Below are 17,116 nucleotides of genomic sequence, written 5' to 3'. Positions count from 1 at the left end.
TTAGGGTTAATAATCTCAAAGGAGTATTTAATAAATCTCTATTGTCTTTTTCTTTTGGCTGGCATCCTTCTTATTCAAATACCGCCAATGAATTTCCGAGGATATTTCAAAATGTTTCAGAATCTTTTCTATCTGTTCTGTGCTGAAAGAACCGGTAAATCTGTTGTTGCATAGGTCCGGGTTTGTCACGATGAAGTCTGTCCCGAACCGTTTGCTGAGCATATGCAGAGCCTCTTGCAAAGGGGTGTTGTCGAAGATAATTTTTCCCTCAGTCCAGGCTAGTTCGGAGATGCCTGAGGTTGGGTGACGCGATACTTCTTGGGTGGCCGTATTGTAGATTGCCTTTTGTCCCGGATTCAATGGCATGTATTTCACTTCCGTTCCTTCCTGATAGCGGAATTTGATGCTGCCTTCGGTCAGCGTGGCTGTAATGAGCGGAGCATTGGGGTAGGCTTCGACATTGAAGTGGGTTCCGTAGACTTCTACTGCGGTTTGTTGTGGAGTGTGTACAATGAAACGGCGGTTCGGATCTTTAGCCACTTCAAAGTAGGCCTCTCCGGACAGATAGACTGATCGGGTACCTTTTACAAAGCGGGAAGGATATTTTAAGGTTGATTCCGAATTCAGGCAGACATATGTAGAATCGGGTAGTGTCAGCCGTATTGTCATTCCGGAAACTGTTTGGACTTCAATTATTTCTGCTGTCGTGTCTTGGTCATTTGACTGGGGATGCCGCCATAGCATGAAAACAGTTAGCAGTATAAGTAAGGCAGCGGCAGACCGCTGTGTCTACCGCAGCCAAATTGTTCTTCGTTTGTTCTTTATCTTATTTTTGGTTTTCGCCAGTGCTTCTTCAGTGTTTGTCTTTTTGTGCATGCGTTGTACCTCTATGGCTAACATAAAGGAGAATATACGGCGCGCTGTCTGGCGATTCTCTTCAGAAGCGTTAATCCATGACTCAATTTTACGCCGTTGTTCTTCGTTGAGTTTGTTGTTGTAGTAATCAATTAACTGTTGTTCCAAGTCTGACATTTGTCTGTTCATAAGCTGTTTTTCTTAAATGACAGCCCGGAAAGGAAACTCACTAAAGGAAACTAAGAGTTTAAACTTAATTAACACACGGTCGGTTTGGTAATTGCCGATGAAATAAGATTTGAAAAGAAAAATCTCTTTTTAGAATTAAAAAGATTATTTTTGCCGCAATAAATGTGAATAAAGTGTTAGCATATAATGGATTCGATTCTGCTGGACAGGTTGAAAAGAGGGGATATGAAGGCTTTTGACGCTCTCTTCCGAAAATACTATCCTCTGCTTTGTGCTTACGGTTGCAAATTCGTTCGTGAGGAAATTGCCGAAGAGATAGCTCAAGACACTATGCTGTGGCTGTGGGAGCACCGCGAAGAGAATATTATCCGTTTTTCATTGGTAAAATATTTGTTGCGGACGGTTTATCGGAAGTCGCTGAACCGTATTGAGCAAGAACAGGTGAAGCTGAATGCAGAAACTTGTTTTTATCAGGAAATTTGTGAGAATGTTTTGGAAGAATCTGATTTGTGCGAAATAAATGATTTGAGTCGTAAATTGAGGGAGGCTATTCGTAATCTGCCAGACAATTATAGGGAGTCTTTTGTTATGCATCGTTTCAAGGATATGACTTACAAAGAAATTGCCGGAGAATTGAATGTTTCTGTACAGACAGTGAATTACCGTATCGGACAAGCGCTGAAGTTATTATACGCAGCATTGAAAGACTATCTTCCCGTTCTTTTTTTGCTGCTTCCCGCAAAATGAAGATGACATCATGAAGCGTGTTCTCCATCATCTTGTTTCAATTGGTGCAACAGGGCTGCAACAAAGCGGATGTCCTGTTTTTATGTCAGTGTGACAGAATTTTATTATTTTTGCCGCAATTTTGGGGACATCTCCTCTTGAGGCACGGAATTTGTTGTGCGGAGGATAAACATTAAATCAGATATAAAAAAGCTATAGATATGGATAAGGAAAATCAGAAACAGAACGAAGAGGAACTGAAGTCACAGACTCAGGAAGCAGAAACTGCCAATGCTGATATGGAAGAAGCAAAGGCGAAGGTCGAGGAACAGGAAGAAGAAAAGAGAGAACTGACTCCGGAAGAAAAACTGACGGAAGAACTGGAAAAGGCGCAGCGTGCCATTGAAGAACAAAAGGACAAGTATTTGCGCCTTTCCGCCGAGTTTGACAATTTCCGCAAGCGTACGATGAAGGAAAAGGCCGAACTGATAAAGAATGGAGGTGAAAAGGCTATCAATGCTGTGCTTCCGGTGCTGGATGATTTGGAACGGGCCTTGCAGAATATGGAGAAGACGGAGGATGTGAAAGCAATATATGACGGAGTGAATCTGATTTATCAGAAGTTTTTGAAAAACCTTCATCAGGAAGGCTTGGAGAAGATGGAGCCTGTAGGTGCGGATTTTGATACCGATTATCACGAGGCTATAGCCTTGGTTCCGGCACAGAGTGAAGAACAGAAGGGAAAGGTGCTCGACTGTGTGCAGACGGGGTATAAGCTGAATGATAAAGTGATTCGTCACGCGAAAGTAGTTGTAGGACAGTAATTAAGGTAGAAAGTCTAAATCTGTATAGTTATGGCGAAAAGAGATTACTATGAGGTGTTGGGCGTGGAAAAGACCGCCACAGCAGATGAGATAAAGAAGGCGTACCGCAAGAAAGCCATTCAGTATCATCCGGACAGAAATCCGGGAGACAAGGAGGCCGAAGAAAAGTTCAAGGAAGCGGCAGAAGCGTACGAAGTGTTGAGCAATCCTGACAAACGTGCCAGATACGACCAGTTTGGGTTTGCCGGCGTTGACGGAGCGGCAGGCTCCGGAGGGTTCGGCGGCTTCGGCGGAGCAGGAATGTCAATGGATGATATATTCTCGATGTTTGGCGATATCTTCGGCGGTCATGGAGGATTTGGCGGTTTCGGCGGCGGAGGCGCTCAGGCGCGTCAGCGCAAGTTCCGCGGTTCTGATTTACGCGTGAAAGTAAAGCTGACACTGAAAGAAATCTCTACGGGAGTAGAAAAGAAGTTCAAACTGAAAAAATATGTATCCTGTTCTCACTGTCATGGCACCGGAGCTGAAGGCGACGGAGCCATTGAAACGTGTCCTACTTGTCATGGAACGGGCAGTGTGACACGCACGCAGCAGAGCATATTCGGTATGGTGCAGACTCAGACCGTGTGCCCGCAGTGTGGGGGAGAAGGCAAGATTATCAAGAACAAATGTAAGGAATGCAACGGTGAGGGCATCGTTTATGGCGAAGAAGTTGTGACAGTGAAGATTCCTGCGGGCGTGGCTGAAGGCATGCAGGTCACTATCAACGGAAAGGGAAACGCCGGCAAGCACAACGGCGTTTCGGGCGACTTGCTGGTGCTGATTGAAGAAGAAAATCATCCGGAACTGATTCGTGACGAAAGTGATTTGATCTACAATTTGTTGCTGAGTGTGCCGACCGCAGCATTGGGAGGTACTGTTGAGATACCCACTATAGAAGGCAAGGCAAAGATAAAGATTGAACCGGGAACACAGCCCGGCAAGGTGCTCCGTCTGCGCGGAAAAGGACTGCCGAACATAAACAGTTACGGTTACAGTACAGGGAAAGGTGACTTGCTGGTAAATGTAAGCGTATATATTCCTGAAAACCTGACGAAAGAAGAACGTCAGGCTCTTGAAAAATGGCAGGAAGCTGAGAATTTTAAGCCGAATATGAGTCTGAAGGAAAAGATATTCAAAAAGTTCAAAAGCTTGTTCGATTGAGAACGGAAAGAGTCTTAAATGTTTGAACGAATATAGAGCGAAAAACCGCCTGGACCTTGGTGCAAAAGCCGAGATTGTTCAGGCGGTTTCTGTTTATGTGCAGATTCCGTATTTATTGTCGCAGGCTCCGGCTCCGTTGAATAATATTAAAATGCCGGATGCGGAAAAACATCATTGGGGAATATTTCGTATCTTTGAAAAGTGTTACAAAACCTGTTTTATGAGAACGTTTTTATTGATGGCTGTCATTTCTTTGTTTGCGGTTTGTCTGAATGCGCAGGAATCCGTTACGCGTGTGAAGGCAGATTCCTTGCCCGCTCGGGAAAGATTGGAAAGCGATACGCTCAGTGTTCCTCTGAAAGCGCCTGTTTTGTCCGCAGGAACAGTTCCGTTCAGCATGTACGGTATGACTCCTTTTGATTATGCTTATACGGCATGGGAGCTTCATAAAGGCTTCAATGCTTCCGTCGGGCTGAATGTAACGTTCAGTCCCAGCAGATATGCACCGTCCGGTGCCGGTTTCGGCCAGAACGCGGCGTTTATGTATGCCGTTCCCGTGACGGACAGACTGAGTGTGGCGGCAGGTATTTATGCCAACAATTTCAATTGGGGCTTCATTGATTACCGCAACGTGGGCTTTGCGGCAGTGGCGGCCTTTAAGGTGAACGAGCGTGTCAGCCTTTATGCTTATGGAAACAAGTCGTTCATGCCCAAACGATCAGCATTGTATTATCCGCTGCCTGATTTTGCTCCCGACCGCTTAGGCGGCATGGTCAATTTCAAGTTGGGTGAAAGCAGTTCCATTAGCTTTGGCGTGGAGGGTGTAAGGTATCCGAACGGTTATTCTTGGTGGTAATTTCATTTTTTGTTGTATGAAGAGAATCGTCTGGTTGCTGCTGGTTTTTGTGTCTGTTTCATCTTTCTCTCAATCTGCAGACGAGCGCATTGGAGTCATATTGAACCGCTCGGATTGGTTTGAGTTGGAAAAAACTTATCCGGCAGTGAAGGATTCTATGCAGGCTGATTTCTTGAAACTGATGTCGGAAGCTTTCATCGGATATTATTTTAATCGTCCGGCTGAGGCTTTGGAAAGTATCGAAAAATTGCTGGTGAGCCATCAGCCTGAGATTGGAGGTCAGAATGCCGTTAATATGGCTGTCCTGTCTTGCATGTTAAAAGGAATGGAAGGAATGTATGCTGAGGCAGCACAAGATGCGCAGGATATTATGGGACAGCTTAAACGGCAGGGCGGTGGAGAAGAAATGTGTACAGCGCTTGAAAGCATTCATTCTTTTTATAGTCGGTTGAAAGACGTGCCTCCTCCAAGCATATCCCGTCCGCAAGAAGATGTAGTAATTCCTGTCGGCATTGAAAGGGTGATGTTGCCGGATGATTTTGAGCCTGAGGGATGGCGGGGCACAATTATTCTGATGCCGGTTGTGGTTAATGGGAAAACTTATCGTTTTATATTTGATACGGGAGCAGGGACCAGTGCCGTGTCTGAGCATATGGCAAAAGAAATGGGAGTGCGTGTTCTGAATGATTCGGTGATGATAAATCCCGATGTTCCAGGCTCCATGGTTGGAAAAATGGGAGTGCTGGACAGCATGAAGATAGGAGAAATGAGTTTTTACAATTCGCTTGTTACCTTATTGCCGCCTAATGCGTTGGATTCTGTCTTGAGAGTGGATGCCGTTTTGGGTATGGATTTTATAGGATTGTTTGACGAGATTCGGATTTGTCCGAAGAGGAAAGAGGTCGTTTTTCCTGCCATTGCGTCTGATTTGCCTTCTTCTGGCCGTAATCTGATAAAGATGGACCGGACATTGAAATTAAAAGCAGAAAAAAACGGCGAGGAATTGTTGCTCCATTTTGACACTGGCTGCTCAACTGCCGGGCTGAACTATTTATATTACGAAACTCATAAGTCTGCGCTTGAATCTGCCGGCAAGCGTGAAACGGTTACAGGCGGCAGCTTCAATCGCCTAAACAAGAGGGAGGTGTTGCGTATTCCCGCTTTTGAAATAAAGGTCGGGGGCAAACCTGTGACATTGACTGATTTGATTGTGGATGTTAAGAATCATGGCACGAAGCCGGCAGAAGACATGGGCATTATCGGGATGGATCTGATTAATCCGTTTGACTGTGTGGTTATTAATCTGAAAGACATGTTTCTGAAACTCGAATAGAAATAAATGGTTTATAACTTCATGTTTTTATTGTTTGTATCAATGGTGTTTTGACTTAATCAACTTACATAATGAACTATCAGGAAACAATCGCTTATCTATATAACAGCGCGCCGCTTTTTCAGCAGGTCGGGAAGGCGGCTTATAAGGAAGGACTGGAAAATACGTTTGCTCTTGACGAGCATCTGGGACATCCTCATGCTCGGTTCCACACCATTCATGTGGCGGGGACGAACGGTAAAGGTTCTTGTTCGCATACGTTGGCGGCCATTCTTCAAGCTGCCGGTTACAAGACTGGACTTTATACTTCGCCGCATTTGGTAGACTTCCGTGAGCGCATCCGTGTAAACGGCAGGCCGGTAGAAGAAGAATTTGTGGTGGATTTCGTGGAAAAGCATCGCAGCTTTTTCGAGCCTTTGCACCCTTCCTTCTTTGAACTGACTACTGCCATGGCATTCGATTATTTTGCCCGTGAGAAAGTAGACGTGGCTGTAATCGAAGTGGGGTTGGGTGGAAGACTGGACTGCACGAATATTATTCGTCCCGACTTATGTGTCATTACCAATATCAGTTTCGACCATATGCAGTTCTTGGGAGATACACTGCCCAAGATTGCTGCGGAAAAGGCAGGAATAATCAAGACGGGGATTCCCGTAGTGATAGGGGAAACGACACCTGAAACAAGGCCGGTTTTCGAAGAAAAAGCCAGAGCGGTCGAGGCTCCCATTTTTTTTGCGGAAGACGAGCAGCTTTTGGAAAAGACGGAGCGTGCCGATGACGGTGCTTATCTGTATCAGACCAGATATTATAAGAATCTGAAGGGAGAGCTTCGCGGATTATGTCAGGAAAAGAATACGAATACCTTGCTGGCAGCTTTGCGCCTGCTCATCAAGTCGGGCTATCGGATCGGTGATGCGGATGTCAGGAAGGGTTTCTCGCAGGTTTGCGAGCTGACGGGGCTGATGGGGCGTTGGCAGAAGCTGCGTGAGCAGCCCGCTGTGGTGTGTGACACCGGTCATAATGTGGGCGGCATATCTTATGTGGTGAAACAGCTTGCCATGCAGCGTTGTCGTACGTTGCGCATTGTGATAGGGATGGTAAATGATAAAGACATTACCGGAGTGCTGTCGATGCTTCCCAGGAATGCGCAGTATTATTTTACGCAGGCCAGTGTGAAAAGAGCGCTTCCGGCTGAAAAGGTTGAAGAGTTGGCTTCCGGATACGGATTGAAGGGAAACGTTTTTTCAGATGTCGGGAGTGCATACAGTGCGGCGCTTGCAGAGGCAGCTCCGGATGACTTCATTTTTGTCGGAGGAAGCAGTTTTATTGTGGCCGATTTACTTTCTTTAAACAAATAACCGTTCATCTTTTAGTAGAAAAGTTTGGGTTTTATAAAGAAAATCTTTTTATTTGCATAGTGTTTTGGATATGTGAATAAAAGATTTTTAATATATGAATGACACATTTTACAAAGAAGACAATTTAAGCGGTTTAAAAAGGTCTGATTTTCAAAAAGTAATAGAGGGAAAGGAAACAGACTTGTTTATCTTGTCGAACAATTCGGGGGCTGAGGTCGCCGTTACGAATTATGGGGGTGCACTGCTGGCGGTAATGGTGCCTGATAAAGACGGCAAGCTGGCGAATGTAGTTCAAGGACATGACAGCATTGATCATGTCATCAACAGTCATGAGCCTTTTTTGAGTACGCTTATCGGACGTTACGGCAACCGCATTGCCAAGGGAAAGTTTACTCTTGACGGAAAAGAATATCAGTTGGCAATTAACAACGGTCCCAATTCGCTGCATGGCGGACCGACCGGCTTTCACAGCCGGGTGTGGGATGCCGAACAGACCAGCCGGCAAAGCCTTACGCTGCATTACCTTTCAAAAGACGGGGAAGAAGGTTTTCCGGGAAATTTGGATGTGACTGTGACTTATACGTTCACCGACGAGAATGAACTGATACTGACCTACAATGCCACAACAGACAAAAAGACGATTGTAAACCTGACACATCATGCGTTCTTTAGTCTTGCTGGTTTGGCGAATCCTACTCCTACTGTAGACAATAATGTCCTCACTTTGAATGCGGACTTCTATACGCCGATGGATGAAGTTTCCATTACGACCGGCGAGATTGCAAAGGTGGAAGGTACGCCGATGGATTTCCGCACGCCGCATACGGTAGGAAGCCGCATCAATGAACCTTTCCAGCAGCTGGTGTTCGGAGCGGGGTATGACCATTGCTATGTCTTGAATAAAAAAGAACCGGGTGAACTGGTCTTTGCTGCAAAATGTGTGGAGCCTGTGAGCGGGCGTTCGCTGGAGGTGTTCACGACCGAACCGGGAGTGCAGGTATATACGGCGAACTGGCATAATGGCTTTGAAGGCTATCACGGGGCCACTTTCCCGGCGCGCAGTGCAATCTGTTTCGAAGCACAGCATTTTCCGGACTCGCCAAATAAAGGACATTTCCCTTCCGTTGTTCTTGACGCCGGGGATATGTACCATCAGGTAACCGTCTATAAATTCGGAGTTGAAAAATAATTTCCTTTTGATTATAAAACAAAATTCATTACACTTAAATTCTTAAACAAATCATGAATCAACAAAAGCAAAATGGCAAGGTCATCGCAATCGTCACTATGATTTTCCTTTTCGGTATGATTGCATTTGTTACTAATCTTGCTGCCCCAATGGGAATCGTATTGAAAAATCAGTTTTCTGTATCCAACGCGCTTGGAATGTTGGGTAATTTAGGTAACTTCATTGCATATGCGGTAATGGGAATCCCCAGCGGTATTTTATTGACAAAGGTGGGGTATAAGAAGACCGCCCTCATTGCAGTTGCCGTCGGCTTTATCGGTGTGGGCATACAGTATCTTTCCGGACATGCCAGCCCGTCTTCCGCTTTTGCCGTTTATTTGATAGGAGCTTTTGTGTCGGGATTTTCCATGTGCTTGCTCAATACGGTTGTAAATCCGATGCTGAACAAACTGGGCGGTGAAGGAAACAAGGGTAACCAGCTCATTCAGGTCGGAGGATCGTTCAACTCTGTAATGGCTACCATCACTCCGATGTTCGTAGGTATTCTGATTGCCGGTTCGGTTGAAAAGGCTACCATTTCTCAGATTTTCCCTGTCATGTATACGGCGATGGCGGTATTCGCGTTTGCTTTCTTCGTTCTTCTGTTTGTGAAGATTCCCGAACCGAAGACGTCTGAATCATCCGAGCCTATCGGCGTGCTGATAAAAGGAGTGCTTAGATTCCGTCATTTTGTGCTGGGTGCCATTGCCATCTTCGTGTATGTCGGAATTGAGGTTGGCGTGCCGGGCACATTGAACCTGTTCCTTACGGACCCTGTAGAAAAAGGAGGAGCTGGAATCAGTTCCACAATATCCGGTTTTGTTGTCGGCACGTATTGGTTGCTGATGCTTGTCGGCCGTCTTCTGGGAGCTTCATTGGGAGCTAAGGTGTCGAGCCGCGTTATGATGATCTTCACTTCCGGATTAGGTCTGATATTGGTATTCCTTGCCATATTCTCTTCTACCGCTTCATTGGTGAATTTGCCGGTGTTGCAGCAAAGCTCAACGGGAGGCTTGTCGTTCGGTATGGCTGAAGTTCCTATCAACGCGATGTTCCTGGTGCTTGTTGGCTTGTGTACTTCCATCATGTGGGGAGGAATATTCAACCTTGCGGTTGAAGGATTGGGCAAATACCTTGCTGCAGCTTCCGGAGTGTTTATGGTGTTGGTTTGCGGCGGCGGTATACTTCCTGTCATTCAGGGATGGCTGGCTGATGTGGCCGGTTTCATGAACAGCTATTGGGTAATCATTTTTGCATTGGCTTACTTGTTGTTCTACGGACTGGTGGGATGCAAGAATGTGAACAAAGACATACCGGTGGATTGAAAAATATGAAATGATGGGGGACGGACGGTTATTCCGGACTCCGTCATTTTGTTTTATATGAAATATTAACCTTTAATTTTTTATCATTATGGACATAGAATATGTAAGAAGTCGTTTTATCAAACATTTCGACGGCACGACGGGTTCAGTATACACATCTCCGGGACGTATTAATCTGATTGGTGAGCATACTGACTATAACGGTGGCTTCGTTTTTCCGGGAGCAGTGGACAAAGGCATGGTTGCTGAAATCAAGCCGAACGGAACAGACAAAGTTCGTGCTTATTCAATCGACCTGAAGGATTATGTTGAGTTCGGACTGAATGAGGAAGACGCTCCCAACGCAAGCTGGGCACGCTACATCTTTGGCGTGTGCCGTGAAATGATCAAGCGAGGAGTAGATGTGAAGGGATTCAATACAGCATTCTCCGGTGATGTGCCTCTGGGTGCGGGAATGTCTTCGTCTGCCGCTTTGGAATCGACTTATGCTTATGCCTTGAACGATCTGTTCGGTGACAATAAGATTGATAAATTTGAACTGGCTAAGGTGGGACAGGCTACAGAGCATAACTATTGTGGTGTAAACTGTGGCATTATGGATCAGTTTGCTTCTGTATTCGGCAAGGAAGGCCATTTGATCCGTTTGGACTGCCGTTCGTTGGAATATCAGTATTTCCCGTTTAAACCGGATGGCTACCGTTTGGTTCTGGTTGACTCTGTAGTGAAACATGAGTTGGCTTCGTCTGCCTACAACAAACGCCGTCAGAGCTGTGAAAATGTCGTTGCTGCCGTGCAGAAGATTCATCCGCATGTAGAGTATCTGAGAGATTGCAACATGGAGATGCTGAATGAGGTGAAAGCCCAGATCTCGGAAGAGGATTATATGCGTGCTGAATATGTGATTGAAGAAATTCAGCGTGTGCTCGATGTTTGTGATGCATTGGAAAGAGGCGACTATGAAACGGTCGGACAAAAAATGTATGAAACGCATCATGGCATGAGCAAACTGTATGAAGTGAGCTGTGAAGAACTTGACTTCTTGAATGATGTTGCTTTTGATTGCGGTGTAACCGGATCGCGCGTAATGGGCGGCGGCTTCGGTGGTTGTACAATCAATCTCGTGAAGAACGAACTGTATGAAACATTCATTTCTACGGCTAAAGAAAGATATAAAGAAAAATTCGGCCGCAGTCCGAAAGTTTATGATGTGGTCATCAGCGACGGTTCTCGCAAACTCTGTTAATTGTAAACATAATTTTAGTGGAGGTGCGCCAGGTGTGAAGGCGCACCTCTTTTTTATTCCTGTATCAGCGGAAGTTGTTCGAGCATTTGTTTGATGCGTATGGCTGTGCGTGGCATGGGCTCGGCTACGGTGAGTCCGACCACTTCTTTTTCCTTCGCAATGTCATTTATGACGCGCACCACTTCCGTCATTTTCATTCCGCCGGGTATAATGCCTACTGCCGCGACAATTTCTGCCGGGTCGAGCACATCCATGTCAAAATGGATGACGACTTTGGATGCGTTGCACGCATTCAGCCATTTGTGTATTTCATCGCTGTTCTCTTTCGTTTCTTCCGGTGTGAGGTGTTTGATGCCGTATTGCTTTTGTCTTTCTTTTATTTCGTCCCTTTCCCAGTCGCGGAGTCCGACAAACAGGATTTTTGACGGGCTTATCTGAGCCGGAAGTCTGGAAAGAATTTTCCGGTCACCGATTCCCATGCATGCGGTTACGGCCATGGCATGGTACCCCGAGTAGGCGTCCCCTGGGAGTGTGATGTCGGGATGTGCGTCGATCCAGATCATGGCTACGTCGTTGGGGTATTTGTTTGCCAGGTAAGTGAATGGTACAACGCTTGCCGAGCACTCTCCTCCAAGTGTGACAATTTTGTCGGGATTCTGAATGTTCAGGATATCGAGAGCGGCCTGTGTCTGTATGGCGATAATGTCACGGTCCATTATGCCTTCTGTCACTTTTCGCTCAATGAGTTCAGTTGTTACGGGAACGGTAAACGTTTCTTGTTTTTGTCCTGGAACGAGAAAATCCAATATCTGCGCACCCAGAAAATAACCGCGTGCCGCAAGGCCGGGATCGCTTATTTCCGGAATCCAGCGGGTGATATCTCCTCCTTGCCATTGTGGATAGATCAGACGGATTGTTTTCATGTTTTAACTATTTTATATACAAACTTAGTTGGTTTAAATTTTTCTGTTACGTAAGAGCCGTTATTTTAAATTTTCCAATAACCTGAGCGGCATTTAAACGGACAGGCTCTAATGCTGCCGGCTTTCCTTTGTGTTTGTGGAATTATGTATGCAAAGATAGGATTTTGTTTCTTAACTTCACTGACTGTCGGCAGTCTGTCATATCCGTTTTCTGTTTCTGTAATCGGTTGGCGAAACTCCGCAGTGTTTCTTGAAATAGCGTCCGAAGACCGACTGGTCGGGAAAGTGCAGCTGATAGGCAATTTCCTTGATGCTGAGTCTGGTCTGCAGCAAGTAGTGTTGTGCTTGCAGCAGGGTGAATGTTTCTATCCACTGGATAGCGGTGCGTCCTGACTGATTTTTGACAATTGTGGAAAGATAGTTGGGCGAGAGGTGCTGCTCTCTTGCATAAAAGGTTACGGAACGCTCTTTATTGCAGTTGCGGAAGACAGACATAAGAAAGCGGTTGAATATCTTTTCTTCACGGTTTTGGGGAAGTTCTTCTATTGTCGTGCAGTTGAAATAAATTTCGAGCACCTCAAGGCAAAGGGCTTGCAGCAGAGCCTGCACCAGTGTATGAAGCAATCGGACAGAACGCGGCTTTTCGGCTTTCCGAAGCAGTTCGGTGCGTGCAGCCAGCATCTCCACAGCCTGCTCCAGCCTTTGACATTCTGCCGTTCCCAGTTTCACGCAGGGATGAGAGCGGATGGCGAAACGTTCTGCCGCGGGTATGTTTGACAAGGCAGACTGAATTGTATCCAGCTCTCCTTCCATGAGGCATCCTTCGATATTATCCGTATGGCGTATGATGCGTATAAATGTATAAGGGGTGTAGAGGCACAGTACGCCTGCTTCAATGTGAAAGCTGTGATTGTCCAGCAGTATGTCGGCTTCTCCTTTCCGGCATAAGAAGAAGCCGTATTTGTTTTGCGATACGGTAGCATCATTTGCCAAAAGCTGTCCGATGTCCAGCATCTGATAGGCTGTCTGTTCCATGACGAGTTTTTTTTATTTGTACGCAAATTAACCAATAAGATTGATATATCCGTTATTTTTCATCGTTTATATTTTCTTTTATCGTTGAAATTGCACAATTGCTCCCATAAATTGCACTTCCTTGCGGCTGTAAACCGGACTAACTTTGCCTGCAAACAACAAGAAAATGTAAAGTCATGAAGTATCTGCTTTTATTGGTATGTTTGTTCTTTTGTTTGCCGGATGTTTACGGGCAGACAAAGACGTATTCGTTGAAAGAATGTGTGGAAACAGGGATCCGCAACAACCTTTCGTTGAAAAACAGCCGGCTGTCTGTGCTGAAAAGCAAAACGGCTTTAACCCAAAGCCGTTCCCGGCTGCTCCCTGTATTGTCTGCTGATTTTCGAATGGCGGACTACCTGATGAAACCTGCCAATGTGACCACCGGCACACTGCTGGGCAATGATTTTCCCGACGATCCGACGTGGCAGAAAATCCAGAGTATGCAGTATGCCATGACAGCAGGGATTCAGTTCGGTATGCCTCTCTATAACCAGACGGTGCTTTCAGCCGCGAAGGTTGCCCGCACGGTGCAGGAAATCAGTACCTTGTCGTACGAGAAAGCCGTGGAAGACCTGACCGTACAGATTGGCAATGTTTATTATTTGGCGCAAGCTTCCTTGGAACAGCAAAATCTGCTGGACGAAAATATCCGCCGGATGGAGAAGCTTTGCACCATTGCTGAAGAACTGTATAAGGGCGGAGTTGTGCTGGAGGTAGATTTGACCCGTGTGCAAATCAGTCTGAAAAGCCTTGCGGCGCAGCACGACCAGTGCGTCACGCTTCACGAACAGCAATTGAATCTGCTCCGTTTTCTGCTCAACCTTCCTCCCGAGGCGTCGCTGGAGGTCAGTTCCATGCCTTCTGAGGTGGCCTTGCTTCATACGGCGGGCATCAGCCGTTCCCTGCCGGAACTGCGGTTGCTGTCTGCCAGGCAAAAACTGGCGGACCGGCAAATCAAGGCGGTACGTGCCGGATATATCCCTTCCATCTCGTTGGGCGGACAGTTGGGAGCAGTAGGCTATCAGGAAAAGCTTCACCATTATTTTCATACGTCGGGCGAAACCCACAACTGGTTCGGCAACACGTACCTTGCTCTGTCGGTGCACATCCCAATATTCGACGCCAATGACAAACGGCTGAAAGTGCGCCAGTACCGGTACGACAGGCAGCAGGCGGAAACTTCCTTTGATATGCAGCGCAAGCAGCTGGAGAAGGAATACGCTGACGCATCGCGGCTGCTCCGTCATAACCTGGAGGTTTTCCGCACCCAAAAAGACAGTTACCGTCAGGCGGAAGATGTATATGCCGTTACTGAAGAAAAATACAGGGAAGGAGTGGCGTCCATGACGGAACTGCTGCAAGACGAGATGCGGCTCCGTGCCGCACAGTCGGCCTGTGTGCAGGCGCATTGTCAGTGTAACATGGCCCAGCTTGCCCTGCTGAAGCTCGCTGGAAGTCTGGACTGTCTTACCCGATGAGGCGGCAAAATATTGGATGTTCTGAAAACAAAACAAATAGATACGATTTATATGGAAACAACAGCGAATACCCGAAAACAAGAATCCGGAAAAAGATTCACGATGAAAAAGGCGGCCGGCATTGCAGGACTTTGCCTCGCGGCCTGGGGATTATGGAGTATGAGCCGGATTCGCCGGAGAACGCCTTTAAGAACGACCATGCCCGGACGTTGCTGATGCCTGTGCTCTACTGCTACATCCTCTGCATCGTGCAGTTCAGCAACTACGTGTCGGCATGGGTGGCATACGAGTTCCGCTGGGAGTACACCTATCTGCTGGTGGCAGGCATGATGCTGGCCGCCGTATTTCTGGTGTCGTTCACCTTTTGTCCGGCTCCTACGCACCGCTATCATTTGCCGTGGCGTTTGCTGCCGGACGCTCTGTTGCTGACGGTGGCGATGGGAGCGTTCTGCTATATCATGGTATTCGGAAAAACCTATGACTGGTTCGATCACCGGTCGATGCGCGCGGCATGGGCAGTGATGCTTGTCGGCGGAGGTGCGTTCTTGTGGCTTTCTGCGGCTGTGCGTCAGAAACGGGTGCTGGAGCTGGGTATCTTCCGCTACCGTTACACGTGGTACGGCATCGGCATTTTTCTCCTGCTGATGCTGGTCAACAGCAGCACCCTGTTCGTTACCACCTATCTGAAAATGTCTACCGCTTCCGGCAACCTGGAGAGTGCCGCTGTTTCCTGCTGGGCGATTCCGGGCTGCGTGGCGGGACTCGTCTTTATGCTGGTATGCGTGTTCCGGGGCGTGCATTTCCGTTACATCTATGCTGCAGGCTTTCTGCTGATGCTGGGTGCCAATCTGTATATGTATTTCCATTACTAGACGATGGGCGTGTACGGACATATCATACCCCCGACACTGCTTCATTACTCCGGTATGCTTGTGCTGTATTCCGTGACCTGCGCTTTTGCCATGAAGCATCTGCCCGTACGCTATTTCGCTACGTGGCTGTTTCTGATGGTGGCGGTACGCAATGTGGCAGCTCCAGCTGTCGGAACTTCTGTGTATGGCAACTGGCTTCAGGAACGGCAGCAGCACTATATCACTCGCCTGGCACAGGATGTCCGGAGCGATAGTCCGCAGTTCGCTGCCCGGTTCATGCAGGCATCCCGTTTGGGGAAACAGCAAGGGAAAGACGAGGTAGAAGCTTCCCGCCTGGCATCCGTTCTGATGAAGGGGCAGGTTTCGCTGCAAGCCACGCTGGTGGCTATGAAAGACATCACCGGATCTACGATATGGATTTGCCTGGGAAGCACCTTTGCGGTGCTGCTGATGCCTTATCACCGAAAAGAAAGAACATAAACTACAGTGTATGGACAATCAATCATATAGAAAAATGGAACAGAAGAAACAGACGGTTCTCGATGCGATACAGAAAAGCGAAGGGAACATTGATTTTTATGGTCTGAAAGAAACGACCGGGATGGAAGCCATCGAATTGTTTTCTGTCGTTGAAGCCTTGGCGAAAGAAAACCGCATACTGATGCGCCTGAATCATTTGGACGAAGGGACATACTGTTATAAGTCCAGCGGTGACGTTCTGTATGAACGCTTCATGGATTTGCTGTTTGCCCATCACGGGAAAAGACGCAGCGTGGCGTTCTATGCTTCACGGTTGTGTATCACTCCCAAATACTTGTGCTGCATCGTCAAGAAGACGAGCGGAAAAACACCGACAGAGTGGATAAACGAAACGACCGTAAGGGAAATAGAATACATGCTCTGTCATACCCGGACTTCCATCAAAGAAATTGTCTACGAATTGGGATTCTCGAACCTTTCGAACTTCGGCAAATTCTTTAAGGCGCATAAAGGCATGTCGCCCAGAATCTATCGCATGGTGCACTGCAATGTAGGATCTTTTTGATAGCATAGCTTATGGATAAAAGTACGATTGGAGAAAATGCAGGTATTGTATGGCGTACACTGCATGACAATACGTTTTCTTGGGAAGAACTTCTGAGACATACGGGCTTGAATCCGCTCGAACTGGCGTGTGCCGTCGGCTGGCTGGCCCGTGAAGACAAAATAACCGTTTCTTATCGGAACGGAATCTTGCACTTCGGCACGTATCACGAAACATACTACTGAAAAGCTGTTGCCCGAGCCGGAGGCAAGGCGCAGTGCGGCATTGCGGCAAGCGGCATGAAGCATTGTGTCTGCTTTTGTGCCGTTTCTTGCGGGCTGCCGTGTCCGGAATATGCCTTTGTGGGGACCGATTCCTTATCTCCAGGCTGGAGATTTATATCTTTAGCCTGGAGATGCAAATCTTCAGCCTGAAGATGCATGTCTTCAAGCTGAAGACAGATAATTGTACCGGACGTTTTAAGTTTGTCTGCCCGCAAAGCAGCCTGCACTCTTCTGCGAAATCGGATCTGTTGAATGTCAGCGGTTTCAGTCCGCTTTAATTTGCCTGCTTCAATTTGTGCGTTTTTTTCGTTTATTCGG

General features: G+C 47.0%; 18 protein-coding genes. 14 read left to right on the top strand and 4 right to left on the bottom strand.

Going from position 1 to position 17,116, the window contains the following annotated elements:
- Positions 1-27 precede the first annotated feature (27 nt).
- Both NW212_RS01645 and NW212_RS01640 read right to left on the bottom strand, forming a co-directional pair.
- Positions 28-744, bottom strand: coding sequence for a FecR family protein (locus NW212_RS01645; RefSeq protein WP_258336916.1), 717 nt, complete (start codon positions 742-744; stop codon positions 28-30).
- A 45-nt stretch (positions 745-789) separates the two neighbouring features.
- Positions 790-1,044, bottom strand: a complete 255-nt coding sequence (locus NW212_RS01640; protein WP_258336915.1) for a hypothetical protein — start codon at positions 1,042-1,044, stop codon at positions 790-792.
- Between the two features lie 186 nt (positions 1,045-1,230).
- On the opposite strand from NW212_RS01640, the gene NW212_RS01635 reads away from it, so the two are divergent.
- The 9 genes from NW212_RS01635 to galK all read left to right on the top strand — a co-directional run bounded on the left by NW212_RS01635 (position 1,231) and on the right by galK (position 11,140).
- A complete protein-coding gene (locus NW212_RS01635) occupies positions 1,231-1,791 on the top strand; it encodes an RNA polymerase sigma-70 factor (RefSeq protein ID WP_258336914.1) in 561 nt (186 codons plus the stop codon).
- Positions 1,792-1,991: 200 nt separating this feature from the next.
- Positions 1,992-2,594, top strand: a complete 603-nt coding sequence (locus NW212_RS01630) for a nucleotide exchange factor GrpE (RefSeq protein ID WP_258336913.1) — start codon at positions 1,992-1,994, stop codon at positions 2,592-2,594.
- Positions 2,595-2,624: 30 nt separating this feature from the next.
- Positions 2,625-3,797, top strand: a complete 1,173-nt coding sequence (dnaJ, locus tag NW212_RS01625; RefSeq protein WP_258336912.1) for a molecular chaperone DnaJ — start codon at positions 2,625-2,627, stop codon at positions 3,795-3,797.
- Between the two features lie 220 nt (positions 3,798-4,017).
- The gene (locus NW212_RS01620; RefSeq protein ID WP_258336911.1) at positions 4,018-4,653 is read left to right on the top strand and encodes a hypothetical protein; all 636 of its coding nucleotides are present in this window, start codon (positions 4,018-4,020) and stop codon (positions 4,651-4,653) included.
- Between the two features lie 16 nt (positions 4,654-4,669).
- Positions 4,670-5,986: a retropepsin-like aspartic protease gene (locus tag NW212_RS01615; protein ID WP_258336910.1), complete on the top strand. Its 1,317-nt coding sequence runs from the start codon at positions 4,670-4,672 to the stop codon at positions 5,984-5,986.
- A 71-nt stretch (positions 5,987-6,057) separates the two neighbouring features.
- Positions 6,058-7,344 carry a folylpolyglutamate synthase/dihydrofolate synthase family protein gene (locus NW212_RS01610; RefSeq protein ID WP_258336909.1) on the top strand — a complete coding sequence of 429 codons (1,287 nt, stop codon included), beginning with the start codon at positions 6,058-6,060 and terminating at the stop codon, positions 7,342-7,344.
- A gap of 94 nt (positions 7,345-7,438) precedes the next feature.
- Positions 7,439-8,533 (top strand): aldose epimerase family protein, encoded by a 1,095-nt coding sequence (locus NW212_RS01605; RefSeq protein WP_258336908.1) that lies wholly within the window; start codon positions 7,439-7,441, stop codon positions 8,531-8,533.
- Positions 8,534-8,586: 53 nt separating this feature from the next.
- Positions 8,587-9,897 carry an MFS transporter gene (locus NW212_RS01600; RefSeq protein WP_258336907.1) on the top strand — a complete coding sequence of 437 codons (1,311 nt, stop codon included), beginning with the start codon at positions 8,587-8,589 and terminating at the stop codon, positions 9,895-9,897.
- Positions 9,898-9,985: 88 nt separating this feature from the next.
- The gene (gene galK / locus NW212_RS01595; RefSeq protein ID WP_258336906.1) at positions 9,986-11,140 is read left to right on the top strand and encodes a galactokinase; all 1,155 of its coding nucleotides are present in this window, start codon (positions 9,986-9,988) and stop codon (positions 11,138-11,140) included.
- A gap of 53 nt (positions 11,141-11,193) precedes the next feature.
- Here the strand turns inward: galK and NW212_RS01590 are convergent, their stop codons facing one another.
- Positions 11,194-12,063 carry an arginase family protein gene (locus tag NW212_RS01590; protein ID WP_258336905.1) on the bottom strand — a complete coding sequence of 290 codons (870 nt, stop codon included), beginning with the start codon at positions 12,061-12,063 and terminating at the stop codon, positions 11,194-11,196.
- 198 nt (positions 12,064-12,261) lie between these two features.
- Complete coding sequence (locus NW212_RS01585) at positions 12,262-13,098, bottom strand: AraC family transcriptional regulator (RefSeq protein WP_258336904.1); 837 nt, start codon at positions 13,096-13,098, stop codon at positions 12,262-12,264.
- A 176-nt stretch (positions 13,099-13,274) separates the two neighbouring features.
- Between NW212_RS01585 and NW212_RS01580 the strand changes: the two genes are divergently transcribed.
- The 5 genes from NW212_RS01580 (at position 13,275) to NW212_RS01560 (ending at position 16,759) form a co-directional block, all read left to right on the top strand.
- A complete protein-coding gene (locus NW212_RS01580) occupies positions 13,275-14,618 on the top strand; it encodes a TolC family protein (RefSeq protein ID WP_258336903.1) in 1,344 nt (447 codons plus the stop codon).
- A 152-nt stretch (positions 14,619-14,770) separates the two neighbouring features.
- Positions 14,771-15,490 carry a hypothetical protein gene (locus NW212_RS01575; protein WP_258336902.1) on the top strand — a complete coding sequence of 240 codons (720 nt, stop codon included), beginning with the start codon at positions 14,771-14,773 and terminating at the stop codon, positions 15,488-15,490.
- A 54-nt stretch (positions 15,491-15,544) separates the two neighbouring features.
- Positions 15,545-15,970 (top strand): hypothetical protein, encoded by a 426-nt coding sequence (locus tag NW212_RS01570; RefSeq protein WP_258336901.1) that lies wholly within the window; start codon positions 15,545-15,547, stop codon positions 15,968-15,970.
- A gap of 34 nt (positions 15,971-16,004) precedes the next feature.
- Positions 16,005-16,535, top strand: a complete 531-nt coding sequence (locus NW212_RS01565; protein ID WP_258336900.1) for an AraC family transcriptional regulator — start codon at positions 16,005-16,007, stop codon at positions 16,533-16,535.
- Positions 16,536-16,546: 11 nt separating this feature from the next.
- Positions 16,547-16,759 (top strand): winged helix-turn-helix domain-containing protein, encoded by a 213-nt coding sequence (locus NW212_RS01560; protein WP_258336899.1) that lies wholly within the window; start codon positions 16,547-16,549, stop codon positions 16,757-16,759.
- Positions 16,760-17,116 lie beyond the last annotated feature (357 nt).

Source organism: Bacteroides sp. ET225 (assembly GCF_024733745.1).
Lineage (GTDB): Bacteria > Bacteroidota > Bacteroidia > Bacteroidales > Bacteroidaceae > Phocaeicola > Phocaeicola excrementipullorum.
The sequence above is the reverse complement of the archived record's forward strand: the minus strand, read 5'-3'. Positions and strand labels throughout refer to the sequence as shown.